This is a genomic window from Chitinophaga pendula (assembly GCF_020386615.1).
GTDB lineage: Bacteria > Bacteroidota > Bacteroidia > Chitinophagales > Chitinophagaceae > Chitinophaga > Chitinophaga pendula.
Window position 1 is genome coordinate 1,640,960 of the sequence record NZ_CP077769.1, and the last position, 22,841, is coordinate 1,663,800.

Below are 22,841 nucleotides of genomic sequence, written 5' to 3' on the forward strand. Positions count from 1 at the left end.
GTAATATACGCTTCCAGGCAGTTACAGCCTGCTTTTGCAATAAGTGTTGATCGCGGCGGCCTGCTCAGGATGGATATTATCCAGTACCTCCAGTTGTAATATTTTATTGCTCCGGAAGTCGAGGGTGAGCAGATCGTTATTCAAAATTACGTTATTCAGCTGGTTCCAGCTGAACTGGTGCGTGGAAAAGGTGGTGGGTACGGTGATACCGGTATTTTCCAGTTTAACGAATGCGGGCTGGAACATTTTGTATTCGGCCCAGCCTACATATCCCAGGCCTATGCCGGCGATCAGCATGAACAAGGCTGCCAGCGGGTACAGGTGCGACAGGAAGTAGAGGCATCCGCTGAGGCACACGAACACTTGTATGATCCTGGCCATGGCATTGATGCCAGTAAAGTTACGATGTTTGCGTAGGGCAAAGGGAAGTGCCATGCTGGCGATACCCAGCAGGAGGAAGAACCCTGCCATGAACCAGTTGGCCTGTATACTGTTGTAAATGCCGATGGCATTGAACAGGAACAGCAGTCCGGCCATGCCGTGCATCACGGGCTGCATACGCAATCGTGACGCTACGGCAGGGTGGAGTATACGAAAACGGAAATTGGACATTACACTATTTTGATTCATTAAGACCGCTTACCAGCAGGTTGCAGAGCTTGAAGAGTATGCGGGCGCCTACGTTAGCATCCCATTCGTCGTGAGAAGGGCTTACCTCGTTGAGGTCGAAGCCGATCAGTTTTCTGCCGCTGGCCAGTAAGCGTTTGAAGAGGTAGTACACCTGTTCTGTCTCGAAGCCGCCGGCTACCGGGGTGCCAGTATGCGGGCACAGTTTCGGATCGAGGCCATCGATATCGAAGCTGATATATACCTGTTGGGGCAGTTGCTCGATGATGCTGTCGCAGATGGCTTTCCAGGTTTCTCCTTCAAACTGGCGTTCTTTGATATTTTTATCAAAGAAGGTCACTACCTTACCCTGGCTGTTGTTGATATAATCGAGTTCTTCTTCGCAATAGTCGCGGATACCCACTTGTACCAGTTTGGTAAGTTGTGGTACTTCTTTGAGGGCGTTGTACATGATGGAGGCGTGGGAGTACTGGAATCCTTCGTAGCCATTGCGGAGGTCGCAGTGGGCATCGATCTGGAGGATACCGAAGTCGCCTTTATGTTCGCCGATGGCTTTGAAATAACCCAGGGGGGTGCTGTGATCGCCGCCTACGAGGCCTACCAGTTTACCCTTGTCGAGCAGGGCTTTGGTTTGCTGGTATACCCATTCGTTCATGGCTATGGTGCCGGTGTTAACGTCTACCAGGGTCTTTTTGAGGAAATCATTTTCTGAGATATCGCCCCCTTCGGTGAGGAACTTGATATAGAGTTCCGCTTCTTTACGCAGGTAATCGCTGCGCAGGAGCAGGTGACGGTCGGGCTCTATCATGTAGAAGCCATGTTTCCAGCCATCTTTTACATCGGCGTCGTAAAGGTCTACCTGGAAGGACGCTTTGAACATATGCTCGGGACCGCGGGCGGTACCATTGCTATAGGAAACGGTCACTTCCCAGGGTACGGGTAACAATACCAGCTTCGCTTCCTCCTCGGAGAAGGGGAGACCAAATACGTTATTCGATAGCAGTCCTACCGAATTGGGATCAAATTGAGATAAATCAGCCATGATTATACTGTACGTTTCTATTTTTCGCCGCAAAGATAGGAATAAGTTACACTTTACGGATAATGGAATGCAATACCGCGCTGGTAGCGGTGGCCAATGGTCGCGGGGGAGCTTACAGATACCCGCCGGTATATGATGATATTATTCAGGACAGTTATTTCACTATTCACCTATTCCATAAAAAAAGCGTCATAGAAACCTCATTTTACGTTAATTTTGCCGGTGGAAAATCAAGAAAAGGCCGGAAGCTCGGTGTTACCAGATGATAAGGAACGGTAAGGCTGTTAACAAGGGGGTAAGGAAGTAAGCAGATAGCGTACGACAGACTGGCCACAACATTTTCGCCCAGCAGACCTGGAATTATAGATATTATCTAATATGAAGAAAACAAGTATTGTTTTATTAGTGGTGATCGCCGTGGCAATCGGGGTGATAGTGACCATGGTAGGTGACTTTAGCACTTACGAGACATTTGCTACTGCCAGACAGAAAGAAGGTAAGGAATATCACATCATCGGTAAGCTGGACATTAAACAGGCGATGACCTATGATCCGATGAAAGATGCCAACTATTTTGCTTTCTATGTGGTAGATAAGACCGGGGAGACCCGTAAAGTAATATTCCGGGGTACCAAACCCACCGATTTTGAAAAATCAGAGCAGGTAGTGCTCACCGGCAAAATGAAAGACGGCGAGTTCCACTGTGATAAAATACTCATGAAATGCCCTTCCAAATACAAGGATGATCAGGTGGCCGTGAGTAAACAACGGGCATAATAACGGGTAGGCCGTTTATCCCGGCAAGCAGGTCCTATACCAGGAACAGACGTATTTCGCTATTCCTGCCTGTGACCGTCACATTTATTCACGCATTTTACCGTAGTATATTTTGGAAACAACATTTACAGGGGAACACTTACTCCCCGGGCAATTAGGACATTTTTTCACCCTGCTGGCATTTGTAGCATCGCTGGTGTCCGCTGTAGCCTACTTCTCTGCCGTACAACAAAAGGATACACTGAAACAAAATTCCTGGAAAAAACTGGCCCGCTGGGCTTTTGGTATCCAGACCGTTGCTGTCTTCGCCGTATTTGCCATCCTGTATTATATCATCTCCAATCACCTTTTTGAATACAAATATGCCTGGCAGCACTCTTCCAAGGCGCTGCCGGTAGAATACCTGCTGAGCTGTTTCTGGGAAGGACAGGAGGGTAGTTTCCTCCTCTGGAGCGTATGGCACAGTGTGCTGGGTATGATCCTCATCTTCCGCGCCAAACAATGGGAAGCGCCGGTAATGGCGCTGATCTCCATCGCACAGGTATGCCTGGCGACTATGCTGGTAGGGATGTACTTCTTCAGCTATCGCCTGGGTAGCAGCCCGTTCCTGCTGCTGCGACTGGTAGAAGAGAACCAGGCTGCGCCGATATTCAAACAAGCTAACTATCTCGAATTCATCAAAGACGGTAACGGCCTCAACCCGTTGCTGCAGAACTACTGGATGGTGATACACCCGCCGGTATTGTTCTTAGGTTTCGCGTCCGTGATCGTACCTTTTGCCTATGCGATCGCCGGTATGTGGACCCGCAACTATAAAGAATGGACCAAGCCCGCACTACCCTGGGCACTGTTCTCCGCTATGATACTGGGTACCGGTATCATGATGGGTGCTGCCTGGGCTTACGAGTCGCTCACCTTCGGCGGTTACTGGGCCTGGGACCCGGTAGAAAATGCCTCCCTCGTGCCCTGGCTGACGCTGATAGCCGGTATACACACCTTGCTGGCTTACCGTAGCAGCGGCCATGCCCTGAAGTCCACCATCTTCTTCTTCCTGATCTCCTTTACCCTCATCCTGTACTCTACCTTCCTGACGCGTAGCGGTATCCTGGGAGAGACCTCCGTACACTCATTCACCGACCTCGGTATGAGCGGACAGCTGCTGGTATACATGCTGGTATTTGTACTGCCGGCATTCATACTGTTCATCATCCGCCTGAAAGAGATCCCGGCTGTTAAAAAAGAAGAAAGCACTAACTCCCGCGAGTTCTGGCTGTTCATAGGCGCCCTGGTGCTGCTGATATCTGCCATCCAGATGACCTTCACCACTTCCATCCCGGTGTGGAACAAGCTGTTCAAACTGGAGATGGCGCCACCGCTGGACCCCGTATTCCATTACAACAAGATACAGATCTGGATCGCCATCGTATTGGGTATACTGACCGCCGTAGTACAGTTCCTTAAATACAAGGACACCCCCGGCAAACTGGTATTCAAAAAGCTGCTGTGGCCTACGCTGATCGCCCTGGCAGCGACCGTAGTGATCATCCTGGCCGGCAACATCAACTACAACGTACAAGGCGCCGGCTACCTGGCCGCCATCTACGTGATGCTGTTTGCCAGCGTATATGCCGTAGTAGCCAATACCACCTATATCTTCACCGGCCTGAAAGGGAAACTCAAAAATGCCGGCGCCTCCATCGCGCATATCGGCTTCGGATTGGTATTACTCGGTATCCTGATCTCCTCTTCCAAAAAAGAAGTGATCTCCATCGATAAAATGCAGATGTTGGGCGGCGGCTTCTTCGGCTCCGAGAGCAAAGAGAATCCGCGGGAAAACCTCATGCTGCCCAAGAATTTTCCGGTGCAGATGGGCGACTATCACGTGACCTATGCCGGCGATTCTACCGCTGCCGGCGACCCGAAGACCTACTTCGTCGTACGTTACGAGAAGAAGGAAAAAGGTACCGGTGAGGTGAAAGAACGTTTCAACCTCTACCCGGATGCTTTCGTCAACACCAAAGGCCAGTCCGGTCTGACGCCTAACCCGGCCTCCCGCCACTACCTGACCAAAGACATCTTCACCTACGTCACCGCCGTACCTATCAAAGAAGAGGAACTGGCTGACACCGCCAAATACAGCAAACACGTAGTACAGCCCGGCGACTCCATCTTCTTCTCCAGCGGCTTTATGGTACTGGAATCCCTGCAGGCTAACCCCAGCAGCCCCAACTACCAGGCGGAAAAGAAAGACCTGGCCATCGGCGCTAAACTGAAAGTATATACCAAAAACGCAGAAGAATACGCCTTACAACCCATCTATTACATGCGCGACAGCAGCTATCCCGGTAATGTACCGGATACCCTCAGCCCACTGTCCCTGTATGTACAGTTCAACAAAGTATTGCCCGAAGAGAAAAAGATAGAACTGCTGGTAAAAGAATCCGGTACCTTCAAAGACTACATCGTACTGAAGGCGTTCATCTTCCCCTTCATCAACGTACTTTGGATAGGTATCATCATTATGATCGCCGGGTTTGTGATGAGCATCGTCCAACGTGCCCGCAGATAATTAATCACTGTATATCGTTATTGGAGGCCCCGCTACACGCAGTAGCGGGGCTTTTTGTTTGCTCAACTGGGTAACAGGGAGCAGGTAAGGCCGAGGCATCTGCAGGTGAAACCACAGGGCCAGGGTGTCAATGGTAAACATCTGGAAGGACATGCCGCCATCGTTTTGCCGGCGCCGCCACCATTTACTTTCTTCATTTCAGCTCTATTAAGCTGGTTGCCGAAGGATGTCAGATTTTTCAAGACGTGAAATTTTGAGGTGAAAAAATGAGTGGAGTATTTGGGTTAGTTGAAGTAGGTTTAAGCTGGTACCGATATAGTTGGATTAACAAGGTTTCCTGGTATTAAGATAAAAAAGTTTTATGAGATATCCTATAGCAGAGAGGTAAGAAATAGAGGGCGGCGGAAAGCGTAATTTCGGGGAGTTGTTGTATATTGTAGCCTTGTTAACTACCCACATATTCTGTACACTATGGCCAAAACAATCCGCTTCCTGAAGTTGCAGGCAAAATATATTCCCAATCGAAAAGAACCGCATAAACTGGATGAGATCCCGTGTTTGAATATGAGTGGTCGCTGGCTGGCAGCAGCAGGATTCAAAGCAGGCGATCAGATAGAAGTGAAGATCGGAAAGCGGGGATTGAGTATCAGGAGGAAGAAAGCAGGAAACATAAGCGCCTGAAGAGAAAGAGCAGCTAGTGAGGTCGCCCAGTATTCAGCGTATCGGATGAAATTCCGGATATTATTAATTGCTTTGTAATGGCCCATTATGGTTATTGATATTATGGGGTATGATTCATCTCGTATATGCCCTCAAACGCCATATCGCCCGTCGGGAAGAATTAAACAATCAGTAACATGGAACAACAATTCATCATTGAAGGCAGCAGTATCAATAGCATCCCGGACTTCTATGCAGAAATAAACCGTGTATGCATGGCCGGTGAAGACTGGCAATTGGGAAACAGCCTGGATGCTTTCAATGATCTACTATACGGTGGATTTGGTGCATTTAAAGGGACGACACGGGTTACGTTGATATGGAAAGATATGGCAAATAGCCGGGAGGCGTTAGGTGTTGACGCCACGAGAAAATATTACGAAGACAAATTACAGCCAGGGGCACCCTTTAACCAGGAACATTTCGCTCAAAAGCTCGAAGAACTGAATAGCGGTGTCGGCCAGACATATTTCGATATACTGCTGGAGATCATTGCAGATCACCCGAATATTACGCTGGTATCCCGGTAGCCGCTTTATTAATTATTATTTAATCCTTATTCCCGCGTTCGGTCGTACCTTTGTATCACTAAATCATTTCCCATGAAATGGCTGCTGGTATCCCTCTTTGCCCTGTTGGCATTAGTGGCCGTTTATTTACTAGGACCGGCCCCCGCCACACCGGTATACGAAACCCAATTACCCGCCGTACCCGAAAAGGCGGCTGATCTTGAACGCTATATCCGGACCCGGGAACAGCAGCATCAACTCAAGCCGGATAACGAAGCGCAGGTCATCTGGTACGATTCCCTACACGATAAAACACCTTTCAGTGTCGTATATCTGCATGGCTTTAGCGCCAGCAGGGGAGAAGGCGACCCCGTACACCGGGATTTTGCCCGTAAGTTCGGCTGTAACCTGTTCCTATCCCGGCTGGATGGGCATGGCATCGACACCACCGAACCGCTGCTCAACATGACAGCCACCGGACTGTGGAGAGATGCCCGGGAAGCCCTGGCAATCGGCAAACAGCTGGGCCACAAAGTAATCCTGGTCGGCACTTCTACCGGTAGCACCCTGGCCCTGAAACTGGCAGCAACCTTCCCCAAAGACGTGTATGCCGTGATCAACCTGTCACCCAATATCGCCATCAATAACGACTTGGCTTTCTTGGCCAATAACCACTGGGGGCTGCAACTAGCCCGCTTTGTCAAAAAGGGGAACTATAACCAGTCTCCCGGCAAAAGCACCCTGGAAGATCAGTACTGGTACTCCAAATATCGCCTGGAAGCCGTGACCCAGATACAGGAACTGCTCGAAACAACCATGACTCCGGCCACCTTCGCCAAAGTGAAACAACCGGTACTGGACCTTTATTATTATAAGGATGAGGCCCACCAGGACCCTACCGTACGCGTGTCTGCCATCAAACGCATGCACGGTGAACTGGGTACTCCCGATAGCCTGAAACAGCTGATCGATATCCCCGGCGCCGGCGCACATGTGATCGGTAGCAGTATCACCTCCAAAGCAGTACCACAGGTGGAACAAATGATGGATAATTTCGCTATTAAAATATTGAAATTGAAACCCGTCGCACAATAATTAACCCCCATTTTACCGTATATAAAATGGACAACGCAAAATCTCGAAATCCTTCTGTAACTTTAGTTAACTAATATCCGCTTAATTGCCAATGAACCGCTTCAGGAAAGGGCTTCCCTTCATAATCGCAGTGATCTGCATCTGCCTGTGCCACAACAACCTCCGGGCGCAGGAGCAAACTTCTCCGCAAAGAGAAGGGATGGCAGTACCCGCAGTGGTAGTTGGTACGGATACCATCCCGTCCATTACCCTCCATTTGTTTGAAATAACAGAAAAACTCCCGCGTCACCTGCGCAAAGAAAGAGAACGCTGGACCCGCTTACGTAATGCCGTATACGTAACCTACCCCTACGCCAAATCTGCGGCCTATATCCTGAAGGATGTAAGTAAGCAGCTGGCTACCATCACAGAAAAGAAACAACGAAAAGCATACCTCGCCTCCAAAGAAAAAGAACTCAAAGCCCAGTTTGGCGATAAACTCGAAAACCTTTCCATGTACCAGGGCCGGATACTCATGAAACTGATCCATCGGGAAACCGGCGAAAACTGCTATGAGATCATCAAAGAACTCAAAGGTGGCTTCAATGCCCGCCTCTGGCAAACCGTAGCCTTCTTCTTCGGCGGTAACCTCAAAAGCGAATACGACCTCAAAGATGACCAGGATATAGAAGCCATCGTACAGGAAATCGAAATGTACCGCTATTATCGCGCATCATCCAACTAAATCAACTACTCCTTATTTTATCAGTACCTTTACTATATGAGAAAGATCATATGGTTAATAGCCTTTTTATGCATGCAGCAACTGGCCTGGGCACAGGTGGAAACACAAGAAGAGGAAGATAGCGTACCTGTATACGTTGTCGACAGCGTAGTCGCCCAACCCGATGTGATGAAAACGATCCGCCCCGACCAGATCGCCATGCTCACCGTCGCCAAAGGAAGCAAAGCCGTAGAGAAATATGGTAGCCAGGCAGAAAATGGAGTGATATATATAGAGACAAAAGACTTTGCCCGCCAGCGCTACCAGCGCCTGTTCAGCAACCGCGCTAAAGAATACGCCCATCTGCTGAAAGAAAAGAACAGCGATATCGACGTACAATACATCGTCAATGATTCCCTGGTTACCGGCCAGCAAGAGTCCATCCTGGCGCCTGTCAATGATCGGAATATCACTTCTGTAACTATACTCACCCCCAAAGAATTACTCAAAACATACAAGATAAAAGGTAAACGCCTGGGACTGCTCGTCCACTACAAAGAGTAGTCTCCCCGACTGCACCACCGCCGCATAGCAAAATGGAGAAATTTCGCCATCTTTGCCAACCATTATAATTAATATACCACCACAATGAAATTAGACATATTGGCAATAGCCGTACATCCGGATGATGTAGAGCTATGCTGTGCGGGTACCTTGATGGTACATGCCGCTCAGGGATTAAAGACTGGCGTGGTTGACCTCACCAGGGGAGAACTCGGTACCAGAGGCACCCCTGAAACAAGGGCCGTAGAAGCACAAGCCGCTGCCGCCATTATGGGCCTGGAGATCAGGGAAAACCTGGGACTGGCAGATGGCTTCTTCAAAAATGACCGCATGGAACAACTGGCCATTATCCAGGCCATCCGCAAATACCAGCCAGATATCGTACTCACCAATGCGATCGATGACCGACATCCTGACCATGGCCGTGCTGCCAAACTGGTAGCAGATAGCTGCTTCCTGTCAGGTTTGCGTAAGATCGAGACCTCCGCCGATGGTCAGGTACAGGCAGCCTGGCGCCCTAAACAGGTGTTTCACTTCCTGCAGGATCGCTACCATCAACCCGATTTCGTAGTCGATATCTCCCCGGTGATGGATCGAAAGCTAGAAGCTATCCGGGCATACACCACCCAGTTCCTCGCTGCACAAGACAATGAACCACAGACATACATCTCCTCTCCTGAATTCTTCGAGAGCGTGATCTATAGAGCTAAAATGTTGGGAAAATTAGTAGGGATCGCCTATGCAGAAGGATATACCAGCGCCAAAATGCTGGGCATAAGGAATTTTGCAGACCTGATCAACGAAGTGACCTGACCAAAAATGGCTTCGCCGCGGGAGGTGATGACATCTCCCCGGTATCTTATCTATTTGTAATTGGAAGTTAGGTGCGGATGTGTTGTCTATCTGGCACGTAGAGCCGAAGGTTACAAGTACAGAGCCGGGCACAAACAATCCCCCTTCACCGGAAGCGGGTAGTTGCTGAAATTAGGTTCATGGCGTACGCACTGATCATCTTAAATGAACAGATCCTCTGTGGCATCAAATTCGTCTCTCTTGTTAAGGAGGTTTTTAACCAGGGGGATGAGCGCAACGCTAACTGTAACGATTACTAAGAGTACATTTTTAAGTTTCATACCTGTCCATTTTTGCTTTCTAAATATAACTAAATAACGTGCCAAAAAGTTACGTATAGTAGCAAAAAACCGTTAATTGTTTTTAACATATTAGACAATAGTAACATGGCATGGCGGCAACCCCAGCAACAGCTGCCTTTGTCTCCCCGTGCAGCCCCTTCCGTTAGCGGCATATAGAAAATCTCAATACCACATTTTTAAAATCTATTTGCTTAATCCTCTTTGTAAAGTGACCTTTGCATCGGTTTTATAACAATAATGGTCCGCAAGGATCTGGTCATTACGAAATCTATAAATTGAAATAGCAACATGAAAAATGTAATCTTATCCGTAGGTTCAACTTTTCCAGAGTTCAAAAAAACGGCTGTAGTATCTATCGAGAAGGGTAAAGAGTTCTACGAACTGTCTTCCGAAGAACTGAAAAACTCCGGCAAATGGACAGTAATGTTCTGGTGGCCTAAGGATTTCACCTTTGTATGCCCTACCGAAATTGCAGAATTTAACAAGCACTTCCAGGATTTCTCTGATCGCGATGCGATCCTGATCGGTGCTTCTACCGATAGCGAATTCGTTCACGCTGCCTGGAGAAGAGATCATGAAGACCTGCGTGGCCTTCAGTTCCCTATGCTGGCTGACACTTCCAAATCCCTGGCAGAAGAACTGGGTATCCTGGAAGCTAACGAGAAAGTAGCTTACCGTGCTACCTACATCATAGATCCTCAGGGTATCATCCGTTGGGTATCTCTCTACGACCTGTCTGTAGGCCGTAGCGTGAAAGAAGTACTGCGTGTACTGGATGCACTGCAGACGGACGAGCTGTGCCCTTGCAACTGGCAGAAAGGCGAAGCTACCCTCAACGCTTAATATCACGATATACATCCTCGTCCATGGGCAGCCGCCCATGGACGATCAATGACCTTCCCTCCGTTTACTAACTCCGGTTCCCAGCTCAATATCTCCTGTAAAGGGTGCTGCACAGGCAGCGCCAAGGGTGTCTTTGGTCTGGAATACCGTCTAAATAGATATAAGATATGTTCGCAACATCAAACCAGGATACGGCCGTTCAACTGTTAGAATCAGTAGGATTAGCAGCAGCTGATCTTTCCGTGCGCCTGCAATCACTCGCTACCACCGATGCCCGTTATCTGAAAGATCTGAAGATCAACGTAAGCAATGCCCTGGGTGCACAAACCCTTAGTAAGAAAGAAGCCTATCTCATCGGCCTGGCCATTGCAATCAACGAGCAACAGCCCGCCCTCCAGGATGCCTTCAGCAAACTCGCCCAGCAGGAAGGAGCAAACGAGAAAGAGATCGCCGAAGTACTCAGCTGTACTTCCCTAATGAACGCCAACAACGTTTACTATCGTTTCAAACACTTCGTAAATAAAGAATTCTATAACGCAGCCCCCGCCGGTATCCGGATGAGCATCATGGCCAATCCCGTACTCGGAAAAGAATTTTTTGAATTGTTAAGCCTGGTGATATCCGCCCTGAATGGCTGTGAACTTTGCGTAACCTCCCATGAGGAAGCCGTAATAAAACATGGTACCGAACCACAACGGGTAGCAGATGCAGTACGCCTGGGCGCTGTACTGAAGAGCCTCGTAGTGCTCCTGTAATAATATTGTTAAGCAGGGCTGATAGATTAGGTATAAATTATATGATAAATATAATTGGAATATAAAGAACAATACCTTAATTTTGCAGCCCGGCTGACTTGGATGCTAACTTCAGCCGGACCCTGGTAATGGTTCATTACTAACTTTACAATCCACTGGTTAGCAATAGCTGAACAGTAAATTTATCACGGCGCTGTCTACAAATAATGGGCGTTTACAAATATTGTTAATAAATAGTGTTGCCAATATTTGCTAATACCATATTAATTTGGGACATTTGCATTCCAAAATTTTTTCGATCATGGCAAGAGTATGTCAGGTGACAGGAAAGAAGCCGATAACAGGTCACCACGTTTCCTTCTCCAACATCAAAACTAAGAGAAGATTTCTGCCTAACCTGCAGAAAAAACGCTTTTTCTTAGCGGAAGAAGACCGCTGGATATCTCTGAAGATATCTGCAGATGGTATCAGAACCATTAACAAAAAAGGCCTGTATGCAGTAGTGAAGGAATTGCGTGCAGCCGGACAGGACATCTAATTTCAGGATTCACTAATTTGTATACAAATGGCAAAAAAAGGTAACAGAGTACAAGTAATACTGGAGTGCACCGAGCATAAAACTTCTGGTCAGCCAGGTACTTCTCGTTATATCACCAACAAGAATAAGAAAAATACGCCCGAGCGTATTGAACTGAAAAAGTACAATCCTATTCTTAGAAAGGTGACCGTACACAAGGAAATCAAATAATCTCCTTGTAGATTTGACCGAGGAGGCTGCTAACTGCTAATCACAGTGATAAGCCAGTAAAGAAAACCATTAAAACAATACAAAAATGGCAAAACAAGCAAAAACCGCGATCAAGAAAGACGCAAAAGCTGCTGCAGAAGCAAAAGTGTGGACTAAAGTGATCAAAGCGGTTCGTTCTCCAAAAACCGGTGCATACACCTTCAAAGAAGCGATCGTGCACAAGGATAAAGTACAGGAGTACATTAACCAGAAGTAATTCGGCTTTACTAAATAATACTTCAAAAAGCTGTCCATTATGGGCAGCTTTTTGTGCTATTATCAGCTACCCGCCACCCGCCATCGCCTCCATACATCCCCTTTTACCCCGCAGTATACCCGTTTGTCATATAGCATTTGTATATTGCAGCCAATTTGCTGGGCCTCGAACTAGCGCGCATGGATTTAAATCAATACACATGAATTTTTTCAAGAAATTATTTTCACGGGAGAAGAAAGAGAGCCTCGACCAGGGACTACAAAAAACAAAAGAAAGCTTCCTGGATAAAATCGGCCGGGCAATAGCCGGTAAATCTACCGTAGATACCGAAGTGCTCGATAACCTCGAAGAAGCCCTCGTCTCCGCCGACGTAGGCGTCGACACCACCGTTAAGATCATCGACCGCATAGAAAAAAGAGTCGCTAAAGATAAATACCTCGGTACTAACGAACTCAATAATATACTCCAGGAAGAGATCGCCGCCCTCCTCGTAGAAGCACCCGATAGCGGATACCGCGATTTCGATATACCCCAAGATAAAAAACCTTACGTCATCATGGTCGTTGGCGTCAATGGCGTAGGTAAGACCACCACCATCGGCAAACTGGCCTATAACTTCAAAAAAGCAGGCAAATCCGTATTACTCGGCGCCGCAGATACCTTCCGCGCCGCCGCCGTAGATCAGCTGACCATCTGGAGCGATAGAGTAGGAGTACCCATCGTCAAACAACAAATGGGCTCCGACCCGGGTGCCGTCGCCTTCGACACCGTACAAAGCGGCGCCTCTAGAGATACCGACGTCATCATCATCGACACCGCCGGCCGCCTGCACAATAAGATCCATCTCATGGACGAACTGAGTAAGATCAAAAGAGTCATGAAAAAGGTCATCCCCGATGCCCCCCATGAAGTACTACTCGTACTCGATGGGTCCACCGGACAAAATGCTCTCGAACAAGCCCGCCAGTTCACCGCCGCCACCGAAGTGACCGCCCTCGCCATTACCAAACTCGATGGTACCGCCAAAGGAGGCGTCGTACTAGCCATCGCCAACCAATTCCAAATACCCGTTAAGTATATCGGTATCGGCGAAAAAATGGAAGATCTACAGGTATTTAATAAAGAAGAGTTCGTAGACTCCTTATTTACTATAAAATAATGATTAATAGATAGTTACAATTATTGTTGCAGGTATTACTACTACGCCATTTAAAGTATCACTTTAAATGGCGTAGCTGCTTATAGCATTGCTGATCAATGAAATAGCAGATTATAACAACTAGTTGGCCAGCCTCCTATCATTTTTGTCAATACTCCTATAGACAAAAATGCTTGCTTTTGGTATAAAAGTTGTCGTAAATTGCTGCGTTCTAAAACCACAACAATTATAATATCAGCCGTATCTCACTAACAGCGGGATATTAGATCGCAAAAAAACACATATTTCAGGCACTACAGGACTGGAAAAATGAAAAAAGATCATTGTACAACAACAAATTTTTACGGGTAAGTACCTCACACGCGCCAAAGTATATAGGGGCGTTAATTTTATATGTCCGGATTTAATACCTTTGCGTGTTTGAGGATAAAAAATACCTGAAAAGACCGTGTCATGTTGGATCAGCATAAAGAGTGCCCCTGTATGCACAAAACGTTACGGACACCTGGGAACATAGCTTAGCTTAATAAAAACCGCATTCCTTTATTATCAATTCATAGTTTTTCTATACCCTTATTTAAATAGTTCATACATGAATATACAGAGTATCGACAGGGTGGAGGACATAACTCCTGAGGAGTTTAAAAAGTCATATTTTATACCGCGTAAGCCCGTCGTGATCACCAGCCTGAGTAAGGACTGGCCCGCATTGAACAAATGGACTTGGAGTTACTTCAACTCCATCGTCGGCGATAAAACCGTCGGCGTTTATAATAACACGCGTGCAGATGAAAATACCCCCGTAAATGGTGCCGATGAATATATCCGCTTCGGCGACTACCTCGACATGATACAAAAAGGCCCCGCCAGCCTCCGTATCTTCCTGTTCAATATCTTCCAGCATGCTCCCCAGCTGGTAGAGGACTTCACCTGGGCCGATCACCTGGCAAAAGGGTTCCTGAAAAAGTACCCTATGCTCTTTGTAGGCGGCGCCGGCTCCGTAGCGCATATGCATTACGATATTGACCTCTCCCACATCTTCCATACCCAGTTCATCGGCCGGAAAAGAGTACTGCTGCTGGAAAATAACCAATCACCGTACATCTACAGAATGCCTTGCACCGTAGAAAGCGCCGCTAACTTCGTAAACTGGCATGAAAAGCTGGACACCGACCAGTTCCCGGCACTCGACTATGCAAATGGATATACCACTATCCTCAATCATGGTGAGACCATGTTTATGCCCGCCGGATACTGGCATCATATGGAATACATGGATAGCGGATTCGCCATGAGCCTCCGTGCCCTGGATGAAACCCTGGCAGGTAAACTGAATGGCCTCTACCACATTGTAGGTCTCCGGGGAATGAATAACCTCCTGATCAAAATGGCCCCCCGCTGGTGGTACCACTACAAACGCAAAATAGCTAAAGAACGCGCAAACCGGATCATCCGCACACGCGTTCACTAGCCGTATCATATGTATGTTTCTCGCGCCCGGTAGTCATAAATGGCCGGGCGCACTATTTTTCTTATGTTGTCTTATAGTTAATTAAATGAATCAGAGAGATAGGAATAAATGTTAATCCAATCTGATTATCAATTAATTGTGAGATTTGTTGGAATCAGTACTCTATCCTACTTCCCGCATAGTTCCCTTCCCGATACACCGCCTCCTTGACAATTCACAAGAATTGTTTACATTTGCAACTTCCTTACACAACCCCCACTAAGGCTCAAAGTCACTTACAGTAAGTCCTGCTGTTTTTTTCAAGTCTTCGTGGCGGTAAGCAGTCAAATGAACTGCATGCTATAAAATATTCGCGCTTGAAGACAAAAACTTTAAAGAAAGACAAGGTTAACATTATTACGCTGGGATGTTCTAAGAACATGGTTGATTCTGAAGTGCTGAGTGGTCAGCTAATGGCCAACGATATAGACGTCGTGCACGAAAGTTCCCGCAAAGACCATAACATCGTAGTAGTAAACACCTGCGGCTTTATCGACAAAGCCAAAGAAGAATCCATCAATACCATCCTCGAGCAACTGGATCTTAAACAAAGAGGTAAACTCGATAAGGTATACGTAACCGGATGCCTCAGCGAAAGATACCGCGGCGACCTCGAACAGGAAATACCTGGCGTCGACGCCTGGTTTGGTACCATGGAACTCCCGCTGATCCTGAAAAAATTCGATGCAGATTATAAAGCAGAACTGTTGGGAGAACGCTTACTCAGCACCCCCACACACTATGCCTACCTTAAGATCTCCGAGGGCTGTAACCGCACCTGCTCCTTCTGCGCCATCCCACTCATGCGGGGAGGCCATATCTCCAAACCAATAGAAGCATTGGTACAGGAAGCAGAAAGGCTGGTTAAAATGGGCGTAAAAGAAGTCATGCTCATAGGGCAGGAACTGACCTACTATGGACTCGACCTCTATAAACAACGCCGCCTGGCAGACCTGCTCCGTGCACTGGCAGCAGTGCCCGGCCTGGAATGGATACGCCTGCACTATGCATACCCTTCTAAATTCCCGATGGAAATACTGGAGGTCATGAAGGAACATAAAAATATTTGTAACTACCTCGATATGCCCCTCCAGCATGCTGCCGATAACATGCTGAAAGCCATGAAACGCCAGATCACCCGCGCAGAAATGGAAGAACTGGTGCGTAACATCCGCGCTGAAGTACCCGGCATATGCCTGCGTACCACCCTTATCACCGGCTTCCCGGGAGAAACCCTGGAAGATGTGGAAGAACTGAAACAGTTCCTGGTAGACATGCGATTCGACAGAGTAGGTATCTTCACCTACAGCCACGAAGAAGGAACCAGCGCCTACGCCTTCGAAGATGATATCCCTGCAGAAGAAAAAGAGCGGAGAGCACAAGAGATCATGGAAGTTCAACAGGAGATCTCCTACGAAAAGAACCAGGAAAAAATAGGACAAGTATTTAAAGTAATTATAGACAAAAAAGAATCCGGCCGCTACCTCGCGCGCACGGAATTCGACTCCGTGGAAGTGGACAATGAAGTGATCATCAACACCAACAAACGCCTTAAACCCGGCGAGTTTGTAAACGTAAAGATCACCAAGGCATTTGACTATGACCTGGAGGGAGAATTGGTAGATTAACCTCATACCGGTAAAAGACCGGCGTATGGAGGTATTGGAAAACAGTTAAGTAATACAGACAGCTCCGGACGGAGCATAAAGCAAATCAATGACTACATTTGAATCACTGGGCTTACAGGAGCCTATTTTAAAAGCAATCCAGGATCTCGGGTTCACCGCGCCAACGCCCATCCAGGAAAAAGCAATACCTGTATTATTGGGAGGCGACCGGGATTTTGTTGGATTAGCTCAGACGGGCACCGGTAAGACCGCCGCTTTTGGCCTGCCTTTGTTGCAGCAGCTGGATGTCAAAAACAGAAAACCCCAGGGACTCATATTATGTCCTACTCGTGAACTTTGCTTGCAGATCGCCAGCGATCTGGGCAACTTCAGCAAATACCTGGGCGATGTCAGCGTGGTAGCCGTATACGGTGGCGCCAGCATCATCCAGCAATTACGCGAGCTGAAAAGAGGCGCACACATCGTCGTGGCCACCCCCGGCCGCTTGCTCGATATCATCGAAAGAGGTGCCATCAACTTCGAAAACGTACGCTACGCCGTACTCGATGAAGCAGACGAAATGCTCAATATGGGCTTCCAGGAAGACATCAACAGCATCCTCTCCAACACACCCGAATCCAAAACAACCTGGCTCTTCTCGGCTACCATGCCACAGGAAGTACGCCGCATCGCTCAAAACTATATGTCAGATCCTTTCGAACTGACTGTAGGTAACAAAAACAGCGGTAACGCCAACATAGAACACGAATACTACGTAGTACGCCCGCGTGAAAAATACGCCGCACTCAAACGTATCGTTGACTACAACCCGGAGATCTTCGGTATCGTATTTACCCGTACCAAAATAGAAAGCCAGGAAATCGCAGAATCCCTCATCCGTGACGGATACAATGCCGATGCACTCCATGGTGACCTTACCCAGCAACAGCGCGATAAGGTAATGAAACGCTTCCGCGAAAAATCTATCCAGGTATTGGTAGCTACCGACGTAGCCGCCCGTGGTATCGACGTAGACAACGTAACACACGTAATCAACTACGAACTGCCGGATGACGTAGAGAACTATACCCACCGTAGCGGCCGTACCGCCCGCGCCGGTAAATCAGGGATCTCTATCGCCATCATCACCGGCCGTGATACCGGTAAAATCCGCCAGATCGAACGCGTAATAGGTAAAAAATTCATCAAATCCGAAGTACCCGATGGCTTCGCCGTTTGTGAAAAACAACTCTTTGGCCTCGTGCATAAAGTACATAACGTAACCGTAAACGAGGAACAAATCGAACCATACCTGGAGCGTATATACGAAGAGTTTGCAGAAATGAGCAAAGAAGAACTGATCAAACGTTTCGCTTCCCTCGAATTCAACCAGTTCCTGGAATACTACCAGGATGCACCTGACCTGAATGTGAAGGAAGAACGTCGTAGCAGCAGCTTCGAAGGCGGCGATCGCAGAGGCAACAGCAAATTCACCCGCCTGTTCATCAACCTCGGCTCCGTAGACGACTTCACCCGCGGCGACATGCTGCGCTACCTCTGTGATAACACAGGCGTACGCGGCAATAAGATCGGCCGTATCGACCTCAAAGGCGTATACTCCTTCTTCGAAGTGGAAAACGATGTAGTGGATAGCGTAGTACAAAGCTTCAAAAAAGTAGAATACAACGGCCGCAATGTAAGGATCGAAATGTCCCAGGATGGCGACAAACGTCGCAGCGGTGGCCCACGTCCTCCCCGCGGAGAAGATGGTGGCCGCAAACGCCCATGGGAAGGTGGCGCCGGCGGAGGTAGCAGAAAACCAACCTTCAAACGCAAGTTCAGTAACTAAAATAATACCGGGCATCGCCCACCAAAAGAAAAGGGAAAGCACCATAAGTGCTTTCCCTTTTTTTATACAAAATTTAACCTATCTTACCGCTATGCCAGAAGAATCCTATCGTACGTTAAAGCCTGTAGAGCCGTTCTCCTTATTCTCCGCAAAGGATATCACGTTATTCCAGGCTGGTACACACCCACGTTTGTATGAAAAGTTTGGTTCCCACCCCATCACTTATGAAGGCGCCGAAGGTACTTATTTTGCCGTCTGGGCCCCCGGTGCCGCCTTCGTTTCCGTCATGGGAGATTTTAACGAATGGGATCACTACAGTCACACCTTGTTACCTCGCTGGGATAATTCTGGTATATGGGAAGGCTTTGTAAAAGAAGTTACCAAAGGAACCCGCTACAAATACTTCATTCGCTCCAATAACGGAGAAGAACTACAAAAAGGCGATCCCTACGCATGGCATTGGGAACAACGCCCCCAAACCGCTTCCATCACCTGGGACCTCGAATACGATTGGTCCGACAAACAATGGATGCAGCAACGTAATGAACATAACGATCTCCACAGCCCCTTCTCCGTATATGAAGTACACCTCGGCTCCTGGCGTCGTCCCGATCCTTCCAATCATGAAATATTCTATAGCTATACCGAAATAACCGCCAAACTGGTACCCTACGTCAAAGAAATGGGCTTCACCCATGTCGAGCTCATGCCCATCATGGAACATCCCTTCGACGGCTCCTGGGGATATCAGCTCACCGGCTACTACGCCCCCACCTCCAGATATGGTACACCACAGGAATTCATGAGCATGGTAGAGGCTTTTCACCAGGAAGGTATCGGCGTCATCCTCGATTGGGTACCTTCCCACTTCCCCTACGATGCCCATGGCCTCTATCGCTTTGATGGATCACATGCTTACGAATACGCCGATATGCGCAAAGGCTACCATCCGGACTGGAACAGCTATATATTCAACTACGCTCGCAACGAAGTACGCTCTTTCCTGCTCAGTAACGCCATCTACTGGCTGGACAAATATCATATCGACGGACTTCGCGTCGATGCCGTCGCCTCCATGATCCACCTGAACTACTCCCGCAAACAAGGCGCGTGGGAACCCAATGAAAAAGGAGGCGCCGAAAACCTCGAAGCCATCTCTTTCCTTAAAAATCTTAACGAAACCATCTATACACTCTTTCCCGATGTGCAAACAATCGCAGAAGAGTCCACCTCCTTCTACGGCGTGTCCCGCCCGACCTTCCTCGGGGGCCTCGGATTCGGCATGAAATGGATGATGGGATGGATGAACGATACCCTCGATTATTTCAAAAAAGATCCCCTCCACCGCAAGTGGCACCAGGATCAACTCACATTCAGCATCGCCTATGCATTCAGCGAAAACTTTATGCTGCCGCTCAGCCATGATGAAGTAGTACATGGCAAATCACCACTGATCTATAAAATGCCGGGCGACGACTGGCAAAAATTTGCCAACCTCCGTTTACTCTATGGCTATATGTTCACTCACCCGGGTACCAAACTGCTCTTTATGGGCGATGAATTTGGCCAGACACAAGAATGGAACTATAAGACCGAACTAGGCTGGCACCTCTTACATCACCCCACACATCAGGGCCTCCAGGAATACGTAAAAGCCTTGAATAAACTATATACCACCGCGCCGGCATTGTACAAACGCCAGTTCGAACCGGAAACCTTCGAATGGATGAACGTAACCGACTACGACAACAGCGTACTGGCCTACTTCCGTACCAATGAACACGCTTCCGAGACACTGTTGGTGGTATTGAATATGACCCCAATAGCCCGCGAAGACTATCACATAGGGCTACCGGAACAGAGCTCCTGGGAAGAAGTCTTAAACAGCGATGATGCGCGCTTTCATGGCAGCGGTGTTGTAAATACCGGTACACTCCATACCACCGCCGCTATCTGGAATGGCAAGCCGCACTTACTGCGACTTCGCCTGCCACCCCTGGGAGCCACCATCCTGAAAAGGACAATACCAGCCCCATCTAAAAAAGCATAAACACATTACCATATAAATGGAACGGCCTGTTACCAAAAAGGTAGCAGGCCGTATTTGTATAGATAGGCCAGGTTATTTGCGTAACTTGATCTGCCCGATATTCACCTCTTTATTACGCTGGATCTTTATATCCGATAGCGTTGTATCCCGGTAACCATTCGAGGCATTCACCAGCAAATTATAGCTGCCTTCCTTCAATCCGCGTACCTTGAATGCACCTTCTCTCCAGGGTAATGCATATAAAGTATCCTGTTGGTTATACACCGAAATCACAGGGAAAGCCTCCGAGGGCGTCACCCGCCCGGCCAGACTACCCGTCCGGATCACCGTAAAGACGTGGATCACCGGCCGCAGGATAAACCGACCCTTGCTCATTTGGATAATAGAACGGTTAACGTCAAAATCCAACCACAGCCGGAAATTGTCAGGCGTAAACTCCTCCCACTCACTATGCCGTACCCGTATAATGATCTTTGCCTGCCCTGCAATCGCTTTCAGCGGATACGAAACACTATCCTTGACCAGCGAATTATTGCCGCCGATCGTGATCCGTAGCTTTTCCACCCGTCCCGCACGTACATTACCGTTGGCAAGCAACGTGTCCGTACCATTTCTTAAAGACAATACATCATATACCCCCGGCCGGATACCCAGCGAATCCCACACCTCACAGTCATCGTTACGCCCATGATAGTCTTCATCCCACCAGCATCGGTCCTTATCGTCCCAACTATCATCATCCCGGTCCTTATTAACACAGGTATCTATCTGGACCTCCACCTTCCGGATGTCTAATAACACCTTGTCAAAATAACCAGGATCATCTGAGAGATAAATGTGTAATCGTTGTTGCCCCACAGGTACCGGAGCAGGAGAGGAGGAATCATCTTTCTTACAGGCATGGAACAACAGCAGGCATATAATAGGTAACGCCGCCAGCCACACCCCTTTACGGAGATGGTTTTTCATAAAGAATGGTTTAAAGTAATGGTAGACTGACTAATGAAAATAGATCTGGCTGAGATTTATCCCGTCTATCGCTGCTATAAAAACGTTCGGAGTAACTGCTTTAGTGCCCGCAAATGTTATGCCGCCCAAATTAAAGAGCCTGCTACCTGGATGCAGGAAATACATATAAATGATTATTTTATTTAACTTGTGAGAAAATACGCAATATGAATAAATGGATCCTTTGTCTGCTGCTGCAAGGTGTAACGCTGCTCACAATGGCTCAACAACCTGCGCCCAACCAGACAGATGCACAAAAACGTAAACAAGGACATTGGATCGAAGAAATACCCGGCCTGAGAGGGGAACCTGGATATTCCTGGGAAGGAGATTATAAAAATGGACGCAAAGAAGGCCTGTGGAAAAAGTATGCAGAAACAGGTGCATTGATCGCCCAGGAAACGTTTAAAAATAATGTGCTGGACGGCTATTGCACCTACTACTATACCAATGGTAAAAAGAGCGCAGAAGGCCTATTACTGGCTACAGAAATTGAAGGTCAACGTGACACTATTATGGTCATAGACCCGGTGACATCCGCTGAAACACCCACCGTTATTGTAAGAATGGGCAATGCGGCAAAACATGGTCTCTGGAAAATGTACGATGAAGAAGGACATATGACCAAAGAATATTACAAAAGAGGAGAACCCGTTACCGCCGAAGAAATGGGCGCAGAAGATACAACAACAGCTCCCGCTACATCCGCTACAACTGCGCCAAAACAATCGGTGTTGCCACATGAAAAACAAAATAAAAAAGCAACGCCCAAACCTTCCGCAAAACCCTGATCACCATCCCGTAGAAAGATGTAGCTCCTTACTGCGCCTTTAACTGAAAGCCTGCAATAAGCTCAAAATGAATAAAAAGACTTGACAATTATCAGCATAATTTAACTACTTTTAGAAAGTAATACATATTGTTAACCTGAGTTGCTTATTATCTATTAACCCTTTAATCGTGGTGTCGTATGGAGAACCGTAAGAAAAATACGTATGAAAACCCTCGCGTGGACCTGGTGTTAAGATTCCTTTTTACCTTTTTTGTCTTCTGTGCATTAGTGTCCTTCTGCTTCTTTTCATTTTATTGATGGCAGCATAGCGATAGGAATATTAGTGACAATAGGTCAGGCGTATCTCCCCGCAGGGAAGCGTTTTGCCCGGAGCGCCGTAAAACTTGCGGATTAAAATAAAATGCCGTTTATTTGCCTGGATTTTACGAAGGATTTTTAAAGACTATACCTGGCTACGTAGATACAATGTAATCAACCGCCCGACCTTTACACTAATATTTCTG

23 protein-coding genes are annotated in these 22,841 nt (G+C 47.6%); 19 read left to right on the forward strand and 4 right to left on the reverse strand.

The window, feature by feature from the left end; translation table 11 throughout:
- Nucleotides 1–21: 21 nt before the first annotated feature.
- Both KTO58_RS06435 and KTO58_RS06440 read right to left on the reverse strand, forming a co-directional pair.
- Complete coding sequence (locus KTO58_RS06435) at nt 22–612, reverse strand: hypothetical protein (RefSeq protein ID WP_157753149.1); 591 nt, start codon at nt 610–612, stop codon at nt 22–24.
- 4 nt (nt 613–616) lie between these two features.
- Complete coding sequence (locus KTO58_RS06440) at nt 617–1,669, reverse strand: agmatinase family protein (RefSeq protein ID WP_095840163.1); 1,053 nt, start codon at nt 1,667–1,669, stop codon at nt 617–619.
- 378 nt (nt 1,670–2,047) lie between these two features.
- On the opposite strand from KTO58_RS06440, the gene KTO58_RS06445 reads away from it, so the two are divergent.
- Both KTO58_RS06445 and ccsA read left to right on the forward strand, forming a co-directional pair.
- On the forward strand, nt 2,048–2,446 hold the full coding sequence (locus KTO58_RS06445; protein ID WP_095840161.1) for a cytochrome c maturation protein CcmE domain-containing protein: 399 nt from the start codon (nt 2,048–2,050) through the stop codon (nt 2,444–2,446).
- Nucleotides 2,447–2,558: 112 nt separating this feature from the next.
- Entirely contained in the window at nt 2,559–5,015 is a 2,457-nt protein-coding gene (ccsA, locus tag KTO58_RS06450) for a cytochrome c biogenesis protein CcsA (RefSeq protein ID WP_095840160.1), read from the forward strand.
- 62 nt (nt 5,016–5,077) lie between these two features.
- Here ccsA and KTO58_RS06455 read toward each other — a convergent pair whose 3' ends face one another.
- On the reverse strand, nt 5,078–5,257 hold the full coding sequence (locus KTO58_RS06455) for a hypothetical protein (RefSeq protein WP_225860090.1): 180 nt from the start codon (nt 5,255–5,257) through the stop codon (nt 5,078–5,080).
- Between the two features lie 229 nt (nt 5,258–5,486).
- On the opposite strand from KTO58_RS06455, the gene KTO58_RS06460 reads away from it, so the two are divergent.
- From KTO58_RS06460 to glgB, 16 genes are all read left to right on the forward strand, one after another.
- Nucleotides 5,487–5,696, forward strand: a complete 210-nt coding sequence (locus tag KTO58_RS06460) for a SymE family type I addiction module toxin (protein ID WP_095840159.1) — start codon at nt 5,487–5,489, stop codon at nt 5,694–5,696.
- A 176-nt stretch (nt 5,697–5,872) separates the two neighbouring features.
- Nucleotides 5,873–6,265, forward strand: a complete 393-nt coding sequence (locus KTO58_RS06465; RefSeq protein ID WP_095840158.1) for a barstar family protein — start codon at nt 5,873–5,875, stop codon at nt 6,263–6,265.
- A 72-nt stretch (nt 6,266–6,337) separates the two neighbouring features.
- Nucleotides 6,338–7,339 carry an alpha/beta hydrolase gene (locus KTO58_RS06470; protein WP_095840157.1) on the forward strand — a complete coding sequence of 334 codons (1,002 nt, stop codon included), beginning with the start codon at nt 6,338–6,340 and terminating at the stop codon, nt 7,337–7,339.
- 91 nt (nt 7,340–7,430) lie between these two features.
- Entirely contained in the window at nt 7,431–8,063 is a 633-nt protein-coding gene (locus tag KTO58_RS06475; protein ID WP_225860091.1) for a DUF4294 domain-containing protein, read from the forward strand.
- Nucleotides 8,064–8,099: 36 nt separating this feature from the next.
- Nucleotides 8,100–8,606 (forward strand): hypothetical protein, encoded by a 507-nt coding sequence (locus KTO58_RS06480; protein ID WP_157753147.1) that lies wholly within the window; start codon nt 8,100–8,102, stop codon nt 8,604–8,606.
- A gap of 84 nt (nt 8,607–8,690) precedes the next feature.
- Nucleotides 8,691–9,419: a bacillithiol biosynthesis deacetylase BshB1 gene (gene bshB1 / locus KTO58_RS06485; protein WP_095840155.1), complete on the forward strand. Its 729-nt coding sequence runs from the start codon at nt 8,691–8,693 to the stop codon at nt 9,417–9,419.
- A 629-nt stretch (nt 9,420–10,048) separates the two neighbouring features.
- Nucleotides 10,049–10,603, forward strand: a complete 555-nt coding sequence (locus KTO58_RS06490; protein WP_095840154.1) for a peroxiredoxin — start codon at nt 10,049–10,051, stop codon at nt 10,601–10,603.
- Between the two features lie 167 nt (nt 10,604–10,770).
- On the forward strand, nt 10,771–11,358 hold the full coding sequence (locus tag KTO58_RS06495; protein WP_095840153.1) for a carboxymuconolactone decarboxylase family protein: 588 nt from the start codon (nt 10,771–10,773) through the stop codon (nt 11,356–11,358).
- Nucleotides 11,359–11,659: 301 nt separating this feature from the next.
- Complete coding sequence (gene rpmB, locus KTO58_RS06500) at nt 11,660–11,896, forward strand: 50S ribosomal protein L28 (RefSeq protein WP_095840152.1); 237 nt, start codon at nt 11,660–11,662, stop codon at nt 11,894–11,896.
- 27 nt (nt 11,897–11,923) lie between these two features.
- A complete protein-coding gene (rpmG, locus tag KTO58_RS06505; protein WP_095840151.1) occupies nt 11,924–12,106 on the forward strand; it encodes a 50S ribosomal protein L33 in 183 nt (60 codons plus the stop codon).
- A gap of 85 nt (nt 12,107–12,191) precedes the next feature.
- On the forward strand, nt 12,192–12,362 hold the full coding sequence (locus KTO58_RS06510) for a DUF4295 family protein (protein ID WP_095840150.1): 171 nt from the start codon (nt 12,192–12,194) through the stop codon (nt 12,360–12,362).
- A 199-nt stretch (nt 12,363–12,561) separates the two neighbouring features.
- Complete coding sequence (gene ftsY, locus KTO58_RS06515) at nt 12,562–13,521, forward strand: signal recognition particle-docking protein FtsY (RefSeq protein WP_095840149.1); 960 nt, start codon at nt 12,562–12,564, stop codon at nt 13,519–13,521.
- Nucleotides 13,522–14,113: 592 nt separating this feature from the next.
- Nucleotides 14,114–14,992: a cupin-like domain-containing protein gene (locus KTO58_RS06520; RefSeq protein WP_095840148.1), complete on the forward strand. Its 879-nt coding sequence runs from the start codon at nt 14,114–14,116 to the stop codon at nt 14,990–14,992.
- 356 nt (nt 14,993–15,348) lie between these two features.
- Nucleotides 15,349–16,659 carry a 30S ribosomal protein S12 methylthiotransferase RimO gene (rimO, locus tag KTO58_RS06525; protein WP_225860092.1) on the forward strand — a complete coding sequence of 437 codons (1,311 nt, stop codon included), beginning with the start codon at nt 15,349–15,351 and terminating at the stop codon, nt 16,657–16,659.
- 88 nt (nt 16,660–16,747) lie between these two features.
- Nucleotides 16,748–18,487 (forward strand): DEAD/DEAH box helicase, encoded by a 1,740-nt coding sequence (locus KTO58_RS06530; protein WP_095840146.1) that lies wholly within the window; start codon nt 16,748–16,750, stop codon nt 18,485–18,487.
- 91 nt (nt 18,488–18,578) lie between these two features.
- Complete coding sequence (glgB, locus tag KTO58_RS06535; RefSeq protein WP_225860093.1) at nt 18,579–20,537, forward strand: 1,4-alpha-glucan branching protein GlgB; 1,959 nt, start codon at nt 18,579–18,581, stop codon at nt 20,535–20,537.
- Nucleotides 20,538–20,609: 72 nt separating this feature from the next.
- On the opposite strand, the gene KTO58_RS06540 is transcribed toward glgB, so the two are convergent.
- A complete protein-coding gene (locus KTO58_RS06540; protein WP_095840145.1) occupies nt 20,610–21,506 on the reverse strand; it encodes a DUF4382 domain-containing protein in 897 nt (298 codons plus the stop codon).
- Nucleotides 21,507–21,712: 206 nt separating this feature from the next.
- Between KTO58_RS06540 and KTO58_RS06545 the strand changes: the two genes are divergently transcribed.
- On the forward strand, nt 21,713–22,336 hold the full coding sequence (locus KTO58_RS06545; RefSeq protein WP_095840144.1) for a toxin-antitoxin system YwqK family antitoxin: 624 nt from the start codon (nt 21,713–21,715) through the stop codon (nt 22,334–22,336).
- The last annotated feature ends 505 nt before the right edge of the window (nt 22,337–22,841 follow it).

Excerpts from the sequence above, each read along its gene's own strand:
- KTO58_RS06445 (WP_095840161.1), top strand. The coding sequence starts at position 2,048 with ATGAAGAAAACAAGTATTGTTTTATTAGTGGTGATCGCCGTGGCAATC.
- KTO58_RS06530 (WP_095840146.1), top strand. The coding sequence starts at position 16,748 with ATGACTACATTTGAATCACTGGGCTTACAGGAGCCTATTTTAAAAGCA.
- KTO58_RS06545 (WP_095840144.1), top strand. The coding sequence starts at position 21,713 with ATGAATAAATGGATCCTTTGTCTGCTGCTGCAAGGTGTAACGCTGCTC.
- KTO58_RS06520 (WP_095840148.1), top strand. The coding sequence starts at position 14,114 with ATGAATATACAGAGTATCGACAGGGTGGAGGACATAACTCCTGAGGAG.
- bshB1 (WP_095840155.1), top strand. The coding sequence starts at position 8,691 with ATGAAATTAGACATATTGGCAATAGCCGTACATCCGGATGATGTAGAG.
- KTO58_RS06495 (WP_095840153.1), top strand. The coding sequence starts at position 10,771 with ATGTTCGCAACATCAAACCAGGATACGGCCGTTCAACTGTTAGAATCA.
- KTO58_RS06480 (WP_157753147.1), top strand. The coding sequence starts at position 8,100 with ATGAGAAAGATCATATGGTTAATAGCCTTTTTATGCATGCAGCAACTG.
- KTO58_RS06510 (WP_095840150.1), top strand. The coding sequence starts at position 12,192 with ATGGCAAAACAAGCAAAAACCGCGATCAAGAAAGACGCAAAAGCTGCT.
- KTO58_RS06540 (WP_095840145.1), bottom strand. The coding sequence starts at position 21,506 with ATGAAAAACCATCTCCGTAAAGGGGTGTGGCTGGCGGCGTTACCTATT.
- rpmG (WP_095840151.1), top strand. The coding sequence starts at position 11,924 with ATGGCAAAAAAAGGTAACAGAGTACAAGTAATACTGGAGTGCACCGAG.
- KTO58_RS06490 (WP_095840154.1), top strand. The coding sequence starts at position 10,049 with ATGAAAAATGTAATCTTATCCGTAGGTTCAACTTTTCCAGAGTTCAAA.
- KTO58_RS06465 (WP_095840158.1), top strand. The coding sequence starts at position 5,873 with ATGGAACAACAATTCATCATTGAAGGCAGCAGTATCAATAGCATCCCG.
- ftsY (WP_095840149.1), top strand. The coding sequence starts at position 12,562 with ATGAATTTTTTCAAGAAATTATTTTCACGGGAGAAGAAAGAGAGCCTC.
- KTO58_RS06475 (WP_225860091.1), top strand. The coding sequence starts at position 7,431 with ATGAACCGCTTCAGGAAAGGGCTTCCCTTCATAATCGCAGTGATCTGC.
- KTO58_RS06460 (WP_095840159.1), top strand. The coding sequence starts at position 5,487 with ATGGCCAAAACAATCCGCTTCCTGAAGTTGCAGGCAAAATATATTCCC.
- KTO58_RS06435 (WP_157753149.1), bottom strand. The coding sequence starts at position 612 with ATGTCCAATTTCCGTTTTCGTATACTCCACCCTGCCGTAGCGTCACGA.
- glgB (WP_225860093.1), top strand. The coding sequence starts at position 18,579 with ATGCCAGAAGAATCCTATCGTACGTTAAAGCCTGTAGAGCCGTTCTCC.
- rpmB (WP_095840152.1), top strand. The coding sequence starts at position 11,660 with ATGGCAAGAGTATGTCAGGTGACAGGAAAGAAGCCGATAACAGGTCAC.
- KTO58_RS06440 (WP_095840163.1), bottom strand. The coding sequence starts at position 1,669 with ATGGCTGATTTATCTCAATTTGATCCCAATTCGGTAGGACTGCTATCG.
- KTO58_RS06470 (WP_095840157.1), top strand. The coding sequence starts at position 6,338 with ATGAAATGGCTGCTGGTATCCCTCTTTGCCCTGTTGGCATTAGTGGCC.